This window comes from Nonomuraea endophytica (assembly GCF_014203235.1).
GTDB classification, from domain to species: Bacteria; Actinomycetota; Actinomycetes; order Streptosporangiales; family Streptosporangiaceae; genus Nonomuraea; species Nonomuraea endophytica.
This window is the reverse complement of sequence record NZ_JACHIN010000018.1, coordinates 70,068-89,817: the sequence shown is the minus strand read 5'-3', so window position 1 is coordinate 89,817 and position 19,750 is coordinate 70,068. Positions and strand designations below refer to the sequence as shown.

The following is a 19,750-nucleotide window of genomic DNA, read 5'->3' as shown; positions in this document are numbered from 1 at the left end:
GTCGCCTCGTCCCCGAATCCGGCAGCCATGGGCGGTAACTCCTACTTCTAGAGGAACACTGGGTCTAGAGGAACAGCGGGATGGGATTGAGCTCCGTGTAAGCGGTCGGACAGCGCAGGCGCCCGAGCTCCACGGGCACGTCGTACAGCCGGCCCGGGGCGAAGCGCGCCCAGAAGTGCCGCAGACCGGGCACCACCACCTTGGCGACCGGCATGCCCACGTCGGCCCTGGTCTGGTCGAGCACGAGGATGTCCAGGCGGCGGCGTTCGGCGACGGCGCGCATGCGGTCGACGCAGGTGTCCAGGCAACCGCGCTCGGCCTCGCCGCCGCTGAAGCGCCTGGGTGGCTGCTCCGGGTCGGGCAGGAGGTACGGCTGGTTCGCCGTGGTCGCTTCCTGCCACCAGCGCCGGATGTGCTCGTCGGTGCGCGGATATCCGCTGCCGTCGGGCTTGGCGTCGATCACCGCGGACAGGAGCTGGCCGAGTTCCGTGAGCGCCCGCCGTACGGCGATACGGAAGTCGAAGTGGGCGCCGAACCCGAGCATGATGTCCTGAGCGGGCTTGTCGGTCCGGTGCGAGATCGCCGCCACGACGGGGATCTCCAGGTCGGAGGTGAGGTCGAGGAGCCACACCGCGCGGTTGAGCTCGGCGTAGCCGTCGAAGACCTCGGCGATGAACGGGTCGTCCAGGGAGATCTGGTCGATCGGCGCCTGCCGCGTCCGGTTGTACCACCACAGCGCCACCGCGTCGCGCTCGACGAGTTCGAGGAAGCCCTGGACGACCGCGTCCTCCAGGCTCGCGCCCGCGGCGTTGCCGTTGGAGGTCGCCCTGAGGGACGGCACGCCGCTGCCGCCGTTGAAGTAGAGCAGGTCCGTGGGCAGCAGCCGCTGGGCTCCCGTCATGATCGAGCGCAGCGGGGTCCACTCGATGACCGCGCGCTCGTCGAAGGGCTCCGGGATCCGCTGGAACGGCATGGCGCGCGCGTTCCAGCGCTCCCGGTCGGCGTATTGGCTCGGGTGGAAGAGCTGGCAGGTGTCGGGGTGGATGGCGTCGCCGCGCAGCTGGCCGAACGTGCCGAGGGTGACGCACTCGTCGCCGAGCCGGGTGCCGCAATATCTCTCCACCGCCTCGCCGAGGGCGCTGACCTGCGCTTCCAGGTCGGTGCGGCCTTTGCCGCCGCTCCACTGGCGCAGTCCGCCGCGCCCGTCGCCGGCGAGCGCGAGGTTCCTGCCCGACAGGTAGCTGTGCACGAACCGAGGGCAGCGCGGGTCGCGCCGGATGGGGTCGGTGATCCCGGTCAGCGGGTCGGCGAGGTGGTGATAGGTGTTCCACATGTCCTCAAGGGACATCGCGCGATGGCTGTTGCCGGGCGTGCTGCCCCTGGACCGGCAGGTGGTGGCGGCCACGCGCACGACGCTCGCGTCGTGCGTGCCGCACGCGCCGCACTGCGGGCGGCGCGTGAGGGGATGGCGCGTCATGCCCAGGTCCAGGGTGTCCAGCGTCCACATTCCGTCGCGCAGGCCGTTGGACGCCCCGGCCAGCCATTTGGTCAGCTCGTGCACCGCCAGTTGCAGGCCGAGGGCGCGGGTCGAGGGCAGGGACGCCTCGGGCGGGCAGTGCGTGCCCGAGCAGCGGTGCCTGCGCAGCCGCTCGGCCAGGCACTCCCAGCAGGGGCCCGTTCCGGGCTCGAAGGCGGGGCCGATCCAGATGTCGGGGCCGCAGGTGGCGGCCAGCAGCCAGGGCCTGCCGTCGGCCAGCCGCCCGGTGTTGACCTCGGCCAGCCGAGGGTCGAGATAGTCGGCGCACAACACCAGGAACGCGCCGGCGTCCTCGTCCGGCGCCACGGTCAGTCCGGCGGCCCGGCACGCCTCGGCGGCGGCGTCCGGCGGCTGGTCACCGAGCGTGAGCATCGCGACCGGGGTGGACGCGGTCTTGAGTTCCGCCTCGTCGAGGCCGGCGAGGTCCCAGTACGCGTCCGCCGCGGTCTTCGAGGCGCTCTGCAGACCCACGAGATTGGCCTGGGTGAGCTGGGCCAGCATGTGGCCGAGCCTGGGCGCGGAGGCCCAGGGCGCCATCGCCTGGCGGATCTCGGCCACGGTGCGGGTGCCGTCGAGCAGGGGCGCCAGCCTGTGGATCAAGGCTCCTTCCAGCGCGGTCGTGCCCTTCGCCGACGACACGTACACCGCCTCACCCGCGACCACGTCCACCCGCAGGTGCCGTTTGAAGCCGAGGAGCATCTGGTCTGCCTTGTCCACCATGGCCGCCTCACCCAGTGAAGGTGGGCCACGCCGGCCGGGCCGAGTTGACCAGGTCGTCGATGATGAGGTCCGCCGCCCAGAGCGCGGGCACTTCCGGGCCGGCGAGCACGGCGAGGTGGCGATCTGCCCGCAGGTCGGCGGCCGGAGCAACAGAAGCGATCATGACTTCTCCTTGGTCGAGGAGCTAATCCGAACAGCCAGATCATTCGTCATGAACGCCGTGCGTTCCTAGTTAGCGCATCATTTGTGCGATGTGAATATCTCACCCTGCACGCGTGATCCATTGCGTCGATCCGGCGCCGGCAAAATCTTACTCTGAGCGCAGAATCACCAGAAATGAAAGGAAAGCGATGATCAGATCTCAGCTGCGGAGACCGCCGCGGCCCCGTGCGGGCCGGCAACTCGACCTGCGCACCCCCAGCGGCAAGCTGCTCCCCTACTAGTGACCCGGCCCTTGCGACACCCGCGGAGGCTGTTGTGACCACCCGACCCGGCAGCCTCCGCACACCCCATTCATACAAATAGGAAGCGCCTGTTCCCGGCGTAACCGATAACCATGTGAACACCAGCCTAGGAAAACCATGACACAAATTCTGGATCCAGCCCACAAAGTGATCGGAAGCTACCTCGAATACGCCGTGATGTTCACCGATCAGCAACACACCACGATCGAGGACTTCGGCATGGACAGGGAGGCGGCCGAGTGCGCCCACCGCGAGATGGCCGCCATGGGCGAGTCCGCGGCGCAGGTCGTCTCGCGCGCCATCACCGTCGCCTACGGCCCCTGGGAACCGTTGCCCGTCTCACACAGGACCGGGCCATGATGGAGACGACACGCGCCCAGCGGCCCAAGGGCGCCGAGGTATCGGGCCGCAGACCTGAGGCCGCCCCGGGCAAGCTCGGCGTGGACGGCACCGCCCTCACCAAGCGCGTCGGCCTGATCCTTCCGCAGACGATGCCGTATTCCTCCTGGGAGCGGCTGGGCAAGCAGATCGCGCTCATCACCGACTCGTCGACCTGGTGGCTCGGCGACTGGATCAACTACGGCGAGCGGGTCTACCCCGACCGCTACCAGCGGGCCGTCGCCGGCACGTCGCTGAACTGCCAGACGCTGCGCAACTACGCCTGGGTGGCACGCCGCTTCCCGATGAACCGCCGCAGGGACAGGCTCAGCTTCCAGCACCACGCGGAGCTGGCCTCGCTGCCTCCGGAGGAGCAGGACGAGTGGCTGGACCTGGCCGAGCGCAACCGCTGGTCGCGCAACCAGCTCCGGCGGCAGCTGCGCAACCGGAGCGTGGGCGCCCGCGTGCGTCCCGCCGAGACCTCGGTCACGCTGCACATCGACCAGACCAGGGAGGAACGCTGGCAGCAGGCCGCCGGGGAGTCCCGGCGCAACCTGCACGACTGGATGACCATGGTGCTGGACCAGATGGCCGATCTGCTGCTCCTGCCCGAGCGGCGGGCGAGCAAGCTGGCCCTTCCGGCCGGTGACGGGATGATCGTGCTGACGCCCGCGGTCTCCGATGAAGCCGCTCCCGTCGCGGCGGGCGAGGTGCTCGTGCTGTCAGGCGGCGAACGCCCCGCTTCATGATCATCAGAGTGGCCCCGCCATGAGTTCACATGGCGGGGCCTCTTTCCGCATGCGCCCGGACGCTTAGCGCAGCAGCCGTACGGGCAGGCTGCGCAGGCCCCAGGTGAAGTTGGAGGCGTTGAAGACCGGTGCACCGGCCGCCTCGACCCGGCCGACCCGGCTGATCAGCTCCTCGAAGAAGACCTGCAGCTCCAGGCGGGCCAGCCGCGCGCCCAGGCACAGGTGCCTGCCCGCGCCGAAGGTGATGTGCCGGTTGGGTGAGCGGTCGACGCGGAACTCGTCGGCGTGCTCGAACACCGCCTCGTCCCTGTTGGCCGAGACGTTCCAGAGCGTCACCCGGTCTCCGACGCCGATGCGCACGTTGCCGATCTTGGTGGGCCGGACCGCGGTGCGCAGCGCGTGCACGCCGGGCACCGTCCACCGCAGGACCTCCTCGACGGCGTCCGGGACCCCGGACGGCCCCGCCGTACGCAGGAGGCGCCATTGATCGGGGCGCTCGATGAGCGCCAGCACACCGCCGGCGGCCGAGTAGCGGGTGGTCTCGTTGGCGCCCGCCAGCACACCGTTGCAGTTGAAGACGATCTCCTCGTCGGTGAGCGGCCGCTCCGCGCCCCCGCCCGTGCTCCTGCGCTCGGCGGCGATCCGGCTGACGAAGTCGGAGCCGGGGTTCTTCCTGCGCTCGGCGAGGAGCTCGGTGAAGAACAGGAAGATCTCGCCGTGCGCGCCCGCGCGCGTCTCTTCGTCGTCTCCTTCGAACGCCTCGGTGGTCACCGTGCCCACCCAGTCCCATTCACCGCGCGGGATGCCCATCAGCGCGCACACCACGTTGTTCGGGATCTGCTTGGCCACCTCCAGGAAGTCCATCTCGCCCTGGTCCACCGCCTCGCGTACGACCTCCCGCACGACCCGCTCGACCAGCGCGTGCAGGCGCGGCACCTCGGCGTGGCCGAACTCCTTGGCCAGCACGCTCTTCAGATGGGTGTGGTCGGGCGGGTCGGAGACGATCAGCATGCGCTGCGCGACGGCGGCGACCGCGCCGGGGTCGCTGTCCAGGCGCATCCCGTAGCGGGAGCTGTAGGACTTCTGGTCGGTGTAGACGCTCACGATGTCGTGGTAGCGGGTGACCGCCCAGAACCCCGGCCCGTCGTCCTCCTCGTGCCAGTGCACCGGGTCGTTCTCCCGCAGCCAGGCCAGCACCGGCCAGAACGTGCCCCGGCTGAACAGCTCGGGGTCCGTGAGATTCACCTTCATGGTCGGCTCCAGTACTGCCTCAGCCCGGCGACGACCTCGCCCGCCCGGTCGAGGCAGAAGTAGTGTCCGCCGGGGAACATCCGCCTGCGGAAGGCGCCGGCGGCGTAGGCGCGCCAGCCGTCGAGGTGCGCGGAGGTGACGGTGGCGTCGGTCTCGCCGCCCCACGCCTCCAGCGTGGAGGGGATGGCCGCGGCGTGGTGGTCGTAGGTGAGCGACAGCCGCGCGTCCTGCCGCAGGACGTCGAGCATCAGCTCGCGGCTGTCCTCGTCGAGGTCGTCGTCGTCCAGGGCGCGCACGTCGAGCAGCTTGGCCAGCTCGGCGTCGTGGTCGGCCAGGCCCCGGCCGGCGCCTACCCACATGTGGGGCGGGCGGCAGCCGGCCACGACCAGCGCGCGGGGCCAGCGGTCGTACTCCTCGCCCAGCCTGCGGGTGATCTCATAGCCGAGCAGGCCGCCGAAGCTCTGGCCGAACACGATCAGCGTCCCGTCCGGCGGCAGCGTCGCCTTCAGCTCCTCGAGCACCGCGGTGACCGCCTGGGAGACGCCCTCCGCCGGGGGGTGCGCGAAGCGCGTCTCCCGGCCGGGGAGCTGGACGCCGACGACGGAGACCTCCTCGCCGGCCATGGCCTGCCAGGAGCGGTACTGCCCGCAACCGGCCCCGGCGGGGGCCAGGCACAGCAGGGTCACCGGCCGTGGCGCTCCCGGGTGGAAGGGCATCAGCCACGGTCCGCTCACGACACCTCCTCCGCCGGGGGCGCGCCCATCCGGTCCAGTTCGGCGGCCACGCCGGCCGCCGTCGGGCCGGCCAGCAGCTGCTTGATCGTGAGCCGTACGCCGGTCGCCTTGCGCAGGGCCGCCACCGCGCGCGCGGCCAGCAGGGAGTGGCCGCCGAGGTCGAAGAAGTCGGCGTCGACGTCGTGCACCGGCTGCGGCAGCAGGGTTCCCCACACCTCGGCCACGACCCTCTCGCTCGGCGTGCGGGGCGCCCTGCCGTGCGCCGTCGTGGCGGCGGTCATCAGGGCCAGTGCCGCGCGGTCCACCTTGCCCGCGGGGGTGGTGGGAAGCACCTCGATGGCCGTCACCTGCGCGGGGACCACGGCCGCGGGCAGGCGGCCGGCGCAAGCCGTACGCACCGATTCGAGGCACTCCTCGGCGGAGACCACCAGCGCGAGCCCGAGCGCGTCGCGGCCGGGCAGCACGTAGGCGGCGGCCCCGCGCACGCCGTCGGTCTCGACCGCGACCCGCTCCACCTCGGTCAGCTCCACGCGGAAACCACGGATCTTCACCTGCTCGTCGCAGCGTCCGCGATACTCCAGCAGGCCGTCGGGCCGTCGCAGCGCGAGGTCGCCGGTGCGGTAGAGCCGGGCGCCGTCGGCGGTGAACGGGTCGGGGAGGAACCGCTCGGCGGTCAGGTCGGGTCGGTGGCGGTAACCCGCCGCGACGGCGGGCCCGCCGATGAAGAGCTCGCCCGGTACGCCGGGCGGAACGGGGCGCAGATCGGCGTCCAGGAGGTGGACGGTGTAGCCGGGAAGCGGCCGGCCGATCGTCGTCACGTCGTCGCCTCTGGCCGTGTCGGCGCAGGTGGCGGCGATGGTCGCCTCCGTCGGGCCGTAGACGTTGAGCATCCTGCCGGTGAAGCGGGCGGCCAGCGCGGCGGGCAGCGCCTCGCCCGCCGCCACCACCACCTCGGCCCCGCGCACCTCCGCCGCGCAGGCCAGCAGGAGGGACGGCGTCAGGCACACCACGTCGGGCCGCGCGGTGGCGACGGTGTCGGCGGGGTCGTCACCGGCGATCGTCATGCACTGGCCGTTGAGGAGATACAGCAGCGCGCACCACAGCCAGCCGTCGAAGGCCGGGGACACCGCGTTGACGCCCGTCCCGCCCGTGGGCAGGTCGAGCGCGGCCAGGGCGGCCACGAAGGCGGCCAGGCCGCGGTAGGGCACCTCGACCCCTTTCGGCCAGCCCGTCGTGCCGGAGGTGTAGATGACGTAGGCGATGCCGGAGGGGTGCGGGCTGATCCGGCGCGGGGCCGGACGCGCCGCGGTCACGGCGCTCGCGGGCAGCACCTCGCACCGCTGCGGGATGACGCCGGCGGGGACGCGGTCGCCCAGCACCACCTGCGCGCCGCTGTCGCGCAGCACGAAGCTGAGCCGGTCCGTGGGATGCCGTTCGTCCAGCGGTACGGCTGTCGCCCCGGTCCACCAGGTCGCCAGCAGCGCCGGCAGGGACAGGCGGCCGCGGCCGTAGCACAGCCCCACCTGGCTGCCGGGCCCCACACCGTGGGCGGCCAGCGTCGCCGCGAAGGCGTGGGTGTGCTCGACGAGCTCCGCGAAGGTGATGCTCCCGTCGGGCGCGTGGACCGCGGTGGCGTCCGGGCGGTCGGCCGCCCATCTGTCCACGGCATCGAAGATCCGCGCCAGATCGACGTTGGCCGTCATGCGCTCATCTCCTCCACGTCAGCGGCGCCGGCCAGGAACGACGGGCGCCACACCGAGTACGACCGCATGCCGTGCAGCAGCGGCGTTCCCGGCCTCATGACCACGTCCACCAGCCGTCCGAAGATCACCTCGTGGTCGCCGTGCCTGATCACTCTGCTCACCTGGCACTCGGCCATCGCGAAGGCGTCGTCGGCCAGCCAGGGCAGCCCGGACTCCGACCTGATCCAGCGCACCGCGCCGAACCGGTCGGGCGCTGGCCCGGAGAACAGCTCCGCTGTGACGCGCGCCTCCGCGTGCAGCAGGTTCACCGCGAAGGCGCCGCACTGGCGCACGGCGAGCTGGGTGGCGCTGCCGATGCGCAGGCACACCAGGATCGTCGGCGGGTGCAGCGTGACGCTGGTGACCGACGAGCACGTCATGCCCTGCGGAACACCGGCGGCGTCCAGCGCGGTGATCACGGCGACCCCGGTGGGGAACCTGCTCATCAGCGCCCGGTGTTCGGCCACCGAGACCGCGGGCTCTTCGAAGACTCTCAGCTCGTTGCCGTTCATCGGCGCTCTCCGTGCATCCGACGGAGGAACTCGTAGTTGGTCGGCAGGGTGGCGGACAGCTCCCGCTGGTGGCGCTTGACGTCGGCGAAGAGCGCGTCGGCCGCTTCCGCCGCCTCGGGCTTGTAGGTCAGCGCGGGCAGCGGCTTGCCCGGCCGCAGTCCCAGGCCGGCGAAGATGCAGTAGTAGCTGCCGTTGGTCCAGAAGTTGCGGAACTCGGCCTCGAAGTTGCCGTAGTAGCCCTTCTCGTCGGTGATGGGCAGGTTGATCGGCAGCCCCGCCTTGAACATGGCGATCTTCCGCTTGATGCCGTCGGCCAGCTCCAGTTCCTTGTTCGCCCGCCAGAACGGCGTGTCGGTGCGCGGCGAGAGGGAGAAGTGCGCCTGGATGAAGTCCCGGGTGTCGTCGAACATCTCCTCGATCTCGCGGTTGAAGCAGTCGCTCAGCACCGGGTCGAACGTGCGGTCGGGGAAGTGCTTGGCGAGCTGGTGGATGGCCGCGTAGATGAAGTAGATCCCGGTGGACTCCAGCGGCTCCAGGAAGCAGGAGGCCAGGCCGATGCTCACGCAGTTGCGCACCCACGCGCGCCGGTTGCGGCCCACCCGGAAGCGGATGTGGTTCAGCTTGGTGTTCTCCGGGTCGAGGCCCCACAGCCCGCAGAACTCCTCGGTCGCCTCGTCCTTGGTGGCGAACTGGCTGGAGTACACGTAGCCGGTGCCGAAGCGGGTCAGCATCGGGATCTTCCACGTCCATCCCGACGACATCGCGATCGAGGAGGTGTAGGGCTCGACGCCGTTGGCGGCGTCGTCGTGCGGGATCGCGGTGGCCACCGCGCTGTCGCACAGGAGGTGATCGCTCATGTCGATGAACGGCTCCTCCATCGTCTGGTTGATCAGCAGCCCGCGAAAACCCGAGCAGTCGATGAACAGGTCGCCCTCCAGCAGCCGTCCACCGGCGGTGCGCAGCGCGGTGATGAAGCCGCGCTCGTCACGCAGCACCTCGGTCATCTCGTCCTCGACGTGCTCGGCGCCCTGCTTCTCCGTGGCGAACCTGCGCAGGAAGCCCGCGACGAGCTGGGCGTCGAAGTGCCAGGCGTAGTAGGTGGCCGGGCTGCCGTCCGCGTGGCGCGGCGCCAGGTTGCCGTCCATGATCGCGGTCTCTTTGAAGCAGGCGTAGTCGAACGGCTCGTCGGTCTCGCCCTTGAGCGTCTTGGCCGCCCAGAAGTGCGACAGCGGGATCTGGTCGGCCGACGACAGCAGACCGAAGGGGTGGAAGAACTGGTCGGTGCGCCCGTCCAGCGGCTGCGGCGTCGGCGAGCTCGGCCCCGGCGTGCGCCAGTTGATGAACTTGACCGCCACCTTGAAGCTGGCGTTGCATTCGCGCATCCACTCGTCTTCCGGGATCCCCAGGTAGTTGAAGAAAGCGCGCTGGAGGTTGGGCACGGTGGCCTCGCCCACGCCGATCCGCGGGATGGTGGGCGCCTCCAAAACGGTGATCTTGACGGTACGCTGCAACGCCTTGCCCAGATAGGACGCGGTCATCCAGCCGGCCGTGCCACCACCGAGAATGACAACATTGCGCACCCGGTTGTCCTGGAACATGATTTCCAACTCCTTTTAGATCGCGTGTGCGCGAAGCCGTGGTCCGACCGGCTCCGCCACTTCCAACGGCAACTGGAGCGACTTGGTCTCGCAGAACTCCGCCAGCCCCTCCAGGCCGCATTCACGGCCGATGCCGGACTGCTTGACCCCGCCGAAGGGGGCAAGCACGTTGAACGGCCCGCCGTTGATGTCCACCTGACCGACCCGCATCCGCCTGGCGAAGGCCTGCGCCCTGTCCAGGTCGGCGGACCACACGGCCCCGTGCAGGCCGTACACGGTGTTGTCGGCGATCCTGAGCGCTTCTTCCTCGTCCCGATACGGGATGATCGACAGCACCGGGCCGAAGATCTCTTCCTTGGCGATGGTCATGGTGTCCCGCACGCCGGAGAACACGGTCGGGCGCACGTAGAACCCGCGCGCGCATCCCTCGGGCGCGCCGCCGCCTCCGGCCAGCAGCCGGGCGCCCTCGTCCACGCCGCTCTTGATGTAGCCGCGTACACGCTCGCGGGCCTGGTCGGAGATGAGAGGCCCCAAATCGGTGGCGGGGTCGCGCGGGTCGCCGACGCGATAACTGCCGACCAGGCCGGCAGCCAGCTCCGCGGCCTCGTCGTGGCGGCCGGCGGGCACCAGCAGCCTGCTCCACTGCAGGCAGGCCTGCCCGGAGTTGAAGCACATCTGATCCACCGTGGCGGCCACCGCCGGCCGCAGGTCGGCGTCCTCCAGCACGACGCTGGCGTTCTTTCCGCCCAGCTCCAGATGGACGCGTTTGACCCGGCCGGCGGCCATCGAGGCCACCTGGCGGCCCGCGCGTACGGAACCCGTCAGCGAGACCAGGTCCACGTGCGGGCTGCGCACCAGGTCGGCGCCGGTGCCCTCGCCCGTGCCCACCACGACGTTGAAGACGCCGGGCGGCAGGCCGCACTCGGCGGTGATCTCCGCGAGCAGGTAGGCGTGCAGGGGCGTGAGCTCGCTGGGCTTGTGCACGACGGTGCAGCCGGCCAGCAGCGCCGGAACCACCTTCTGCAGGGTGAGCAGCAGCGGCACATTCCACGGGGTGATGGCGGCGACCACTCCCGCGGGCTCCTTCAGCACGAGGGAGTTGCCGACCCGCTGCTCGAAGGCGAACCCGGCCGCCAGCTCGGCGAACGAGGCCGTCATGGCGATGGCCAGGCCGACCTGCGCCTGCCGTGCGACGGTGATGGGGGCGCCGACCTCGGCGGTGATGACCTCGGCCAGCTCGTCCGCGCGGTCGGCCAGCCGGCCGGCCAGCCGCTCGACGAAGGCGATCCGCTGCTTCAGCGGGGTCTCCTTCCACCGGGGCAGCGCCCCCCGTGCGCCATGGGCGGCCCGGTGTGCGTCCCCCGGCGTACCGGCGGGGACGATGGCCAGCAGGCTCTCGTCGCTCGGGTCGAGCACGTCGATGCCCTCGACCGCCTCGGAAAGCCGCCAGTCGCCGTCGATCCAGTGCGACTGAACGAGCTGCGCGGACCGCCCCATGGTTACCTCTCCTTCTGGACGGGGAACTCGCTCAGGCCACGGAACTGCGGCGTGTCCGCCTTCCACCGGTGCGGCCGGCCGGGCACGGCGCACAGGCCGGGCACGCGCTGGGTGAGCACCTTGAGCGCCGAGGCGGTGATCACCTGTGCCAGCCCGGCGCCGAGGCAGCGGTGGATGCCGACCCCGAAGCCCACGTGTCCCGAGTCGTGGCGGCGCAGGTTGATCCGGTCGGGGTCCGGCCAGCGCTCGGGGTCGCGGTTGGCCGCGCCGCGGACCAGGTAGACGAGCTCGCCCTCGGCGATCGGCTGCCCGGCGATCTCCAGGTCGCGGGTCACCAGCCGGTGCGTGAGCTGCACGGAGGCGTCGTAGCGCAGCACCTCCTCCACCGCGGCGGGGATCAGCGCGGGCTCGTTCCTGAGCAGGTTCCACTGGTCGCGCTGCTGGAGGAGGCCGAGGACCCCGTTGCCGATCAGGTCCATGGTGGTGCCGAAGGAGGCCAGCGGCAGCAGCAGCAGGTGCGCGAACGTCTCGTGCTCGTCCAGGCGCAGCCCGTCCTCCGTGCCCCGCTCGGCGAGGGCGATCACCCGGGAGACCAGGTCCTGCTTCGGGGATCTCCGCCGGTCGGCGATGATCTCGGCCAGATAGGGCGTCATCGCGCTGAACGCCTCGGCGACCGAGCTGCCCGACGGCGCCACCTGGGTGGGGTCGGCGCCGAGGAAGACCCGCTGCATGTGCCGGATCTCGTACCACCAGTCGGTCAGCCGGCCGCCCTCGTCGGACGGCAGGCCGTACATCACCGCGAGGACCCGCCCGGGAAGCTGGTACGCGAAGTCCCTGACCAGGTCGAACTCGCCCTTGGCTGCCGCCCGGTCGATGACTCCGGCGGAGATCTCCTCGATCCGGGGGCGCAGGGCGCGGATGTCCCGCCCCCTGAACTCACTGTTCATGACCCGGCGGATGCGGGTGTGGTCGGGCGGGTCGCGGAAGAGCATCCACTCGGGCGCGAAGTCCATGAACTTCTTCATCTCGTCCGAGGAGGTGGGTCCGACCCGGTTGGAGACCATCGCGCCCAGGCGGTGGGAGGAGTACGTCTGGGGGTCCAGGTGCGCGGCGTAGACATCGTGGTGCCGCGTGATCACCCACCCGTTCAGCCGATCGTCCCAGTGGACGGGCTCTTCCTCCCTGAGCCTGGCGTAGGCGGGATAGGGGTCGCTCAGGAATTTCTTCCCAAACATGTCAACCCGCACCTTCTGGGATCGAATTTCGGTGCCGACCGTCATCAGCAATCACTTCCTTTTTTGAGCACACCGATGCCCGCGAAATAAAGAATGGGAAGCCTGGGGATAGGCGCAACCCTGCGCACACTTGCGACCAAGTTCGGCTGATTCCCGGCATTTGTCAAGAAGCGGGCCCAGCGCGCACGATGGTGAGCGTCTCCGAGTTGAAAGGGGCCTGTCGGTGAAGACCGAGAACGCACTGCTCCACGCGGCTGATAAGCCATCACGTGGAATCAGGGCAACCGTTTCGTCGATGATCGGATTTGCTCTTGACTTGTACGACCTTTATCTGATCGTTTTCGTGGCGCCCACCATCGCGGCGGTGTTCTTCCCGTTCGAGAACCCCGCGTTGGCGCTGGCCGGCGCATATGTGGCGCTGGCCGCCACTTTGATCATGCGGCCGATCGGAGCCGCGCTGATGGGCAGCATCGCCGACCGCCACGGCCGCAAACGGGCGATGGTCGTGGCGTTGCTCGGCGTCGGTTGCGTGACGGCGCTCATGGGCCTACTGCCCGGCGCCCACGCCATCGGCGTCGCCGCGCCGTTGTTGCTGCTGGCCTTGCGCCTGGTCCAGGGCCTGTTCGTGGGCGGAGTCTTCGCCTCCACGCTGACCCTGGCGACGGAGTCGGCCCCGCCACGCTGGCGCGGGCTGGTCTCGGGCCTGGTCGGCGGGGGCGGAACCGCGCTGGGCAGCCTCCTGGCCGCGCTGGCCCTGTTCGCCGCGACCAGGCTTTTCCCCGGCGACGCCTTCGCCGAGTGGGGCTGGCGGGCGATGTTCCTGGCCGGGGGCCTGCCCGTGCTGGTCAGCGTGTTCGTGATGAAGCACGTGGACGAATCGCCCGTATGGACCGCCAAGGACACACGCTCGGCCAGCCCGCTGGCCCCGCTGCTCGCCCGCGGCCGGCACCGCAGGGCACTGGTGGCCAACATCGCCGTGGTCTTCGGCGTCGGCACGTTCTTCCTGCTCACCATGGGACTGCTGCCCAGCTTCCTGCAGGTGGTCAACGGGCTGAGCCTGGCCTCGGTCAGCGTCATCCTGCTGTGGGTCAACCTGCTCGCCTTCGCGTTCGCACCCCTCAGCGGCCATCTCAGCGAGCGGTACGGCAGGCGCCGCGTGCTCCTGTGGACCTCGGTGGTCAACACGATCGCCCTGCCCGTGCTGTACCTCTGGCTGGCAGGCGTCGAGTCCTCCCTCCTGGTCATGCTGCCGGCGCTCCTGGTGTCGGGGCTGACCATCGCCGCGTTCGGACCCCTGCCCATCTTCCTGAACGAGCGTTTCCCCACCTCGATCCGCGCCTCGGGGACGGCCCTGTCGATCAACGGGGGGTTCGCGCTGGCCGGGCTGGTGCCCGCGCTGGTCAACGCCGTGAGCGGCGGCCCAGCCCAGCTCCCCTACTTCGTCGCGGGCGCTCTGGCGCTGGCCGGCGCGGTGACCGTGGCCACACTTTCGCGCACGTCAGAGCCGAAGCGCGGGCTCATCTGATCGGAAAGGACGATTCATGACAACGCTCTCCGCGGTCCGGCCCTCAGGGGTCCAGATCGCCCCGTGGGTCCCGGCCGGCGAGATTCTCTCGGCCAGTTCGGTGCTGGGCGCCGCGTTCAGCACGATCTGGGTGCCCGACCAGATGCTCTCGCGCAACGCCCACATCCTGATGTCGGCGATCGCAGCGGGGCGCCAGGTGGGGGTGGCCAGTGGCGTGACGATCCCGCTGTCGCGCAACCCCATCGACATCGCCAGCGCGATGGCCACCGTCGCCGAGCTGGTCGCCCCCGACTGCTCGGTGCAGATGGGCGTCGGCACCGGCGGCTCGCTGGTGTCGAGCATGTTCTCCAAGCGCGCGGTGCTCGATCTGCTGCGTGAGTGCATCGGGCTCATCAGGCGGCTGTGGGCGGGCGAGATCGTGCTGCTGCGCGACTACCCGCTGCTGCGCGACCGGCTGGGTTGGCGCGAGGACGCCATCGCGCAGCTGTCGTTCCCGGTCACCAAGCCGATCCCGATCCTGATGGCCGTGGGCGGTCCCAAGACCAGAGACCTGGCCGAGGACGTCGCCGACGGCATGATCTGCACCAGCACCTATCCGGCGGTGTCGTACACGGCCCTGGAGTCCGGCGATCACGCGTTCGTGGGCGAACTGGTCGCCCTGAGGGACCGGCGGGCCGCGGCCGGCCGGCCGTTCCGCCTGCTCTATGGCTTGAACTGCTGCGTTTCCCAGGACGGCGACGCGGCGCGGGAGTTCGCCCGCAGGCAGGCGGCGATCGTCGCCGGCAACCCCGCGTTGTGGCCCGATCTGTCGCGGGCCGGGTTCGACATGGAGTCGTGCGCCGGCGTGCGTACGGCGCTGCGCGGTGGCGCCCCCCTGGCCGAGGCCGCGCGGGACGTGTCCGACGACCTGCTGGACGGGCTCCTCATCTCGGGGACGCCGGAAGACTGCGCCGAGCGGATGCGGGCCGTGGAGCGGAGCGCCAGGTCAGCCGGCTTCGGCGAGTTCTACCTCGGCGCGCCGCTGGGGCCCGACATCGGCGAGGCGGCCCAGCTGCTGGTCGAGAAGGTGCTGCCCGCGGTCTGGCCGGACGAGAGATGGAGGTAGTGGCATGTGTGGAATAGCCGGTTGGGTGGCCTTCGAGCGTGACCTGACCCTGGAGGTGCCGGCGGCCGAGGCGATGGCACGGACCATGGCCTGCCGCGGACCCGACGCGGAGGGCGTGTGGACCTCGCGGCACGCCGCGCTGGGCCACCGCCGCCTGTCCATCATCGACCTGGAGGGCGGCGCCCAGCCGATGACCGCCCAGGTGCCGGGCGGCGAGGTCTGCCTGGTCTTCAGCGGCGAGGTCTACAACTTCACCGAGCTGCGCGCCGAGCTGGAGAAGCTCGGCGAGCGGTTCGGGACCGCCAGCGACACCGAGGTCGTCCTGCGCGGTTATCTGCGCTGGGGCGACGGGGTGGCCGAGCGGCTGAACGGCATGTTCGCCCTGGCCATCTGGGACACCCGCGAGGACAGGCTGGTGCTGATCCGCGACCGGCTCGGCGTCAAACCGCTGTACGTCTACCCCACGCGCGACGGGCTGCTGTTCGGCTCGGAGCCGAAGGCGATCCTGGCGCACCCGGAGGCCAGGCGCGTCGTCGACGCCGACGGGCTGCGGGAGTGGCTGGCCTTCGTCATGACGCCCCGGCACGCGATCTGGCACGGCATGCGGCAGGTCGAACCGGCGACCGTCGTCACCGTGGACGCCCGCGGCACCCGTGAGCGGGTGTTCTGGCGGCTGGAGACCCGGCCGCACCCCGACGACCTGGACTCCACGATCGCCCGCGTGGGAGAGCTCCTCGACGACACGGTGCGCCGGCAGCTGGTCTCCGACGTACCTCGCTGCGTGCTGTTGTCCGGCGGGCTGGACTCCAGCACGCTGACGGTCCTGGCCGCCGGACACCTCGGCGCGGAACGGGTGCCCACCTTCTCGGTGGACTTCGTGGGGCAGACGGACGGCTTCGCGCCCGATGACCTGCGCGGCACCCCCGACGCCCCGTTCGTGCGCGCCGTGGCCGAGCACGTCGGCGCCGACCATCGCGACATCGTGCTGGACCACGCGGCGCTGGCCGACCCGGACGTGCGCCGTAAGACGCTGGTCGCCCGCGACCTGCCGGTGGGGTTCGGCGAGATGGACTTCTCCCTGTACCTGCTGTTCAAGGCGATCAACGAGCACTCGACCGTGGCCCTGTCCGGCGAGTCGGCCGACGAGGTCTTCGGCGGTTACCGGCAGTTCCACGACGAGCGGATCCGCTGGGCGCGGGAGTTCCCCTGGATCGCCATCAACGCGGGGCCGCTCGACCGGGACGCCGTCTGGCTGGACCCGGGTGTGCGCGCCGCCCTGGACCTGGACGGATACCGGCGCGGCGGCTACGCCGACGCGGTGCGCGGCGTCACCAGGCTGGACGGCGAGAGCGACCTCGAACACCGCATGCGGATCATGAGCCACCTGCACCTGACCCGGTTCCTGCGCTTCCTGCTCGAACGGAAGGACCGGCTGAGCATGGCGGCCGGGCTGGAGGTCAGGGTGCCGTTCTGCGACCACCGCCTGGTGGAGTACGTCTACAACGCCCCGTGGTCCATGAAGAACCACGACGGCAGGGAGAAGAGCCTGCTGCGCAGCGCCATGCGCGCCAAGCTCCCGGCGGCCGTCGCGGAGCGGGTGAAGAGCGCCTACCCGTCCACGCAGGACACCTTCTACGTCAAGGCGCTGCAGGAGCAGGTGCGGGAGCTGCTCAGGCAGCCGGGCCACACGGTCTTCGCGCTGGCCGACCGGCGCAAACTGCAGGCGGCCGCCGCGCAGGAGCCGGCCGCGGTGGACAAACTGGGCAGGCTCGGCATGGAACGCGTGCTCGACGTCGCGCTGTGGATCGACCTCTACCGTCCTGACGTGCGGCTTCCCTGAGAGGCCGTCCCGCTGGCAGGACATCGCCGATGGCCCGCCGAACCACGAAATGGCATCATTCATTTATCGCCCTTATCACTATCGCTCTTATCCCTATCGCCCTTATCACTGAGGAGTCCCCATGCCGGAAGACGCATTTGTGATCGTGCGCAACCACGAGGAGCAGTACTCCATCTGGCCGGCCGGCCGGGAAATTCCGGGCGGCTGGCATTCCGTGGGCCATGCGGACACGAAAAAGGCCTGCCTTTCGCGCATCCAGGAACTGTGGACGGATATGCGCCCACTGAGCCTGCGCAAGGCGCTGGCGGAAATCTGACGCAGTGGAAGTGACCGTGTTCCCGGGCTGGAGCAGCGAACTCCGCACCTTCTTCACCGGCCTGGAACAGGACAATTCCCAGAGTTACCTGGACACCCATCGCGACCTGTTCCGGCGAGCGGTCCTGGATCCCGCCAAGGCCCTCGCGGCGCGGCTCGAACCCCGGTACGGCAGGGCGCGCGTCTTCCGGCTACGCAAGGACGCGCGCTTCACCGACGGCCGCAGCCCGTACCACACGCATCTCGGTGTGCAGTTCGCCGGCGGCGGGGCCCATCACTACCTGTCGGTGTCGGCCCGGGAGCTGATCGCCTCCGTCGGCGTCTTCCGCGCCGGCGGAGCCTGGCTGGCCGCCTTTCGCGAGGCGGCCGCCGGCCCGGCCGGCGCTCACCTGCTGACGATCGTGTCGGCTCTGGAGTCCGAGGGGTTCGCCGTCTCCGGGCAGACGCTGAAGAAGGCGCCCCGCGGCTGGTCTCAGGACCATCCCCACATCCGGCTCCTGCGTCACACCGCTCTCACCGCCACGTGGCGCTGGCCGGCGCCGCTCTGGCTGGACGATCCCGGCGCCGCCGATCTGATCACCGGGGCGTGGGAGCGTGCCGCTCCGCTGAGCCGCTGGCTGCGCCAACATTCGCCTTTGGAGGATTGACGTGACCATCTCCCCTACGAGGACGCGTGCCTCGTCGCTCAAGGACTATCAGCGTTCCGCCTGGTCGGGTGGCGACTACACCTCGGTCGCCGGAACCACGACCATCGCCAGCGAGCTCCTGGTCGAGCGGCTCGACGTACGGCCCGGCGAGCGGGTGCTCGACGCCGCCTGCGGCAGCGGCAACGCGACCATCGCCTGTGCCCGGCGCTTCGCCGACGTCACCGGCCTCGACTTCTCCGCGACGATGCTCAAGGACGCCGGGCGGCGCCTGGCGGCCGAGCGGGTGAGCGCGGAGCTCATCGAGGCCGACATCGAGAACATCCCCCTGCCGGACTCCGGCTTCGACGTCGTGGTGTCGGCCTTCGGCGCCATGTTCGCCCCCGACCAGAAGCGCACGGCCGCCGAGCTCCTGCGGGTCTGCAGGCCGGGCGGCCGCATCGGGCTGGCCTGCTGGACGGCCGTCGGCTCCCTGGGCGGCCTGTTCGACATCATGTCGCGCTACATTCCGCCCACGCCCGGCACTCCGCAACCCACCGCCTGGGGCGACCCCAGCCAGCTGCGCGAGCTGTTCGGCGACGGCATCGACGAACTCGGCGCGACCCGCAGGGAGTTCGTCTTCCGCTACCGCTCGCCCCAGCACTGGCTGGAGCACTTCAAGACCAACTTCGGACCCACCAGCATGGTCTTCTCCGTGCTACCGCCCCGCCAGTCGGCGGCGCTGGAGCGCGACCTGATCGACATGTGGCGCTCGTGGAACAGGGCCTCCGACGGCACGCTGGTCGCGCCCGTCGAGTACCTCGAGGCCGTGCTGATCAAGAAGCCCTGACCACCGTAGGGCTCCCGCGGCGCGTGGCCGGGCCACGCGCCGTCCCCTTCGCTGACAGAACAAGGAGCCAACCATGCATACCGTCGAGGACCTGGCGGAAGGCTGCCGGGTCGGCTGGCGCAACCACGCCCGATGCATCGGGCGGCTGCACTGGCAGTCGCTGCGGGTGATGGACCGGCGCGACGCGCGCACCGCCGAGGACGTGGCCCAGGCCTGTGTCGAGCACCTGAGATACGGCACCAACGGCGGCAACATCCGCAACGTGATGACCGTGTTCCCGCCCACCGGCGTCCGGATCTGGAACCCTCAGCTCATCCGCTACGCCGGTTACCGCCAGCCGGACGGCTCGGTCGTCGGCGACCCGCTCAACGCCGACCTGACCGAGATCGCCCAGCGGCTGGGCTGGCGCGGGCGGGGCGGGCGCTTCGACGTGCTGCCACTGGTGATCGAGATGCCGGGCAAGGCGCCGGAGATGTTCGAGCTGCCGTCCGACGCGGTGCTCGAGGTGGAGATCAGCCATCCGGATCTGCCGTGGTTCGCCGAGCTCGGGTTGCGCTGGCATGCCGTACCGGCGATCTCCAACATGGCTTTCGAGCTGGACGGGATCACCTACACCGCGGCGCCGTTCAACGGCTGGTACGTCGGCTGCGAGATCGGCGCCCGCAACTTCGGCGACGTCGGCCGCTACGACATGCTGCCCACCGTGGCCGAGCGGATGGGGCTGGACACGCGCACCTCGGCCAGCCTGTGGAAGGACCGGGCGCTGATCGAGCTGAACCAGGCCGTGCTCCACTCCTTCCGGGTGGCCGGCGTGCGGGTGGTCGACCATCACGTCGCCGCCCGCCAGTTCGTCACCCACGAGGAGCGTGAGCAGGTCGCGGGACGGTCGACACCGGCCGACTGGGCGTGGATCGTGCCGCCGCTGTCGGCGAGCACCACGCCGACCTTCCACCGGGGCTACTCGGTGGAGCCCGGGCTGTCGCCCGACTTCCACTATCAGCCCGACCCCTGGAAGTCCGCCGCCCGATGTCCCTTCGCCGATCCGCAGGCAGCCTGACGGACGAGGACCGATCAC

The 19,750-nt window shown here is 70.5% G+C and carries 18 protein-coding genes; 9 read left to right on the top strand and 9 right to left on the bottom strand.

Annotation, left to right across the window (positions count from 1 at the left end):
- Positions 1-64: 64 nt before the first annotated feature.
- Together HNR40_RS45125 and HNR40_RS45120 are read right to left on the bottom strand one after the other, a co-directional pair.
- Positions 65-2,257, bottom strand: a complete 2,193-nt coding sequence (locus HNR40_RS45125) for a TOMM precursor leader peptide-binding protein (protein WP_184972942.1) — start codon at positions 2,255-2,257, stop codon at positions 65-67.
- 7 nt (positions 2,258-2,264) lie between these two features.
- Positions 2,265-2,420, bottom strand: a complete 156-nt coding sequence (locus HNR40_RS45120; protein WP_184972940.1) for a hypothetical protein — start codon at positions 2,418-2,420, stop codon at positions 2,265-2,267.
- Between the two features lie 418 nt (positions 2,421-2,838).
- On the opposite strand from HNR40_RS45120, the gene HNR40_RS45115 reads away from it, so the two are divergent.
- Both HNR40_RS45115 and HNR40_RS45110 read left to right on the top strand, forming a co-directional pair.
- Complete coding sequence (locus HNR40_RS45115; RefSeq protein WP_184972938.1) at positions 2,839-3,081, top strand: hypothetical protein; 243 nt, start codon at positions 2,839-2,841, stop codon at positions 3,079-3,081.
- The gene (locus tag HNR40_RS45110; RefSeq protein ID WP_246510501.1) at positions 3,078-3,848 is read left to right on the top strand and encodes an LmbU family transcriptional regulator; all 771 of its coding nucleotides are present in this window, start codon (positions 3,078-3,080) and stop codon (positions 3,846-3,848) included. Before HNR40_RS45115 ends, HNR40_RS45110 begins: the two co-directional genes overlap by 4 nt.
- A 63-nt stretch (positions 3,849-3,911) precedes the next feature.
- Here HNR40_RS45110 and HNR40_RS45105 read toward each other — a convergent pair whose 3' ends face one another.
- The 7 genes from HNR40_RS45105 to HNR40_RS45075 are packed head-to-tail and all read right to left on the bottom strand — an operon-like array spanning position 3,912 to position 12,417.
- Entirely contained in the window at positions 3,912-5,099 is a 1,188-nt protein-coding gene (locus tag HNR40_RS45105; RefSeq protein WP_184972936.1) for a cytochrome P450, read from the bottom strand.
- A complete protein-coding gene (locus HNR40_RS45100) occupies positions 5,096-5,833 on the bottom strand; it encodes a thioesterase II family protein (RefSeq protein WP_184972934.1) in 738 nt (245 codons plus the stop codon). Before HNR40_RS45100 ends, HNR40_RS45105 begins: the two co-directional genes overlap by 4 nt.
- Positions 5,830-7,536, bottom strand: a complete 1,707-nt coding sequence (locus HNR40_RS45095; RefSeq protein ID WP_184972932.1) for a non-ribosomal peptide synthetase — start codon at positions 7,534-7,536, stop codon at positions 5,830-5,832. The genes HNR40_RS45100 and HNR40_RS45095 overlap by 4 nt, the downstream gene beginning before the upstream one ends.
- Complete coding sequence (locus HNR40_RS45090; RefSeq protein ID WP_184972930.1) at positions 7,533-8,087, bottom strand: flavin reductase family protein; 555 nt, start codon at positions 8,085-8,087, stop codon at positions 7,533-7,535. The genes HNR40_RS45095 and HNR40_RS45090 overlap by 4 nt, the downstream gene beginning before the upstream one ends.
- Entirely contained in the window at positions 8,084-9,685 is a 1,602-nt protein-coding gene (locus HNR40_RS45085; protein WP_184972928.1) for a tryptophan halogenase family protein, read from the bottom strand. Before HNR40_RS45085 ends, HNR40_RS45090 begins: the two co-directional genes overlap by 4 nt.
- Before the next feature lie 15 nt (positions 9,686-9,700).
- A complete protein-coding gene (locus tag HNR40_RS45080) occupies positions 9,701-11,182 on the bottom strand; it encodes an aldehyde dehydrogenase family protein (RefSeq protein ID WP_184972926.1) in 1,482 nt (493 codons plus the stop codon).
- Positions 11,183-11,184: 2 nt separating this feature from the next.
- Positions 11,185-12,417 carry a cytochrome P450 gene (locus tag HNR40_RS45075; protein ID WP_184972924.1) on the bottom strand — a complete coding sequence of 411 codons (1,233 nt, stop codon included), beginning with the start codon at positions 12,415-12,417 and terminating at the stop codon, positions 11,185-11,187.
- A gap of 295 nt (positions 12,418-12,712) precedes the next feature.
- Here HNR40_RS45075 and HNR40_RS45070 point away from each other — a divergent pair, with 295 nt between their 5' ends.
- From HNR40_RS45070 to HNR40_RS45040, 7 genes are all read left to right on the top strand, one after another.
- The gene (locus tag HNR40_RS45070) at positions 12,713-13,942 is read left to right on the top strand and encodes an MFS transporter (protein WP_184972923.1); all 1,230 of its coding nucleotides are present in this window, start codon (positions 12,713-12,715) and stop codon (positions 13,940-13,942) included.
- 16 nt (positions 13,943-13,958) lie between these two features.
- Positions 13,959-15,047 (top strand): LLM class flavin-dependent oxidoreductase, encoded by a 1,089-nt coding sequence (locus tag HNR40_RS45065; RefSeq protein WP_184972921.1) that lies wholly within the window; start codon positions 13,959-13,961, stop codon positions 15,045-15,047.
- A gap of 4 nt (positions 15,048-15,051) precedes the next feature.
- Positions 15,052-16,887 carry an asparagine synthase (glutamine-hydrolyzing) gene (gene asnB, locus HNR40_RS45060; RefSeq protein ID WP_184972919.1) on the top strand — a complete coding sequence of 612 codons (1,836 nt, stop codon included), beginning with the start codon at positions 15,052-15,054 and terminating at the stop codon, positions 16,885-16,887.
- Between the two features lie 121 nt (positions 16,888-17,008).
- Positions 17,009-17,203, top strand: a complete 195-nt coding sequence (locus HNR40_RS45055) for an MbtH family protein (RefSeq protein WP_184972917.1) — start codon at positions 17,009-17,011, stop codon at positions 17,201-17,203.
- 4 nt (positions 17,204-17,207) lie between these two features.
- On the top strand, positions 17,208-17,849 hold the full coding sequence (locus HNR40_RS45050; RefSeq protein ID WP_184972915.1) for a DUF2461 family protein: 642 nt from the start codon (positions 17,208-17,210) through the stop codon (positions 17,847-17,849).
- A gap of 1 nt (position 17,850) precedes the next feature.
- Positions 17,851-18,675 (top strand): class I SAM-dependent methyltransferase, encoded by an 825-nt coding sequence (locus tag HNR40_RS45045; protein ID WP_184972913.1) that lies wholly within the window; start codon positions 17,851-17,853, stop codon positions 18,673-18,675.
- Between the two features lie 73 nt (positions 18,676-18,748).
- The gene (locus tag HNR40_RS45040; RefSeq protein ID WP_184972911.1) at positions 18,749-19,732 is read left to right on the top strand and encodes a nitric oxide synthase oxygenase; all 984 of its coding nucleotides are present in this window, start codon (positions 18,749-18,751) and stop codon (positions 19,730-19,732) included.
- Positions 19,733-19,750 lie beyond the last annotated feature (18 nt).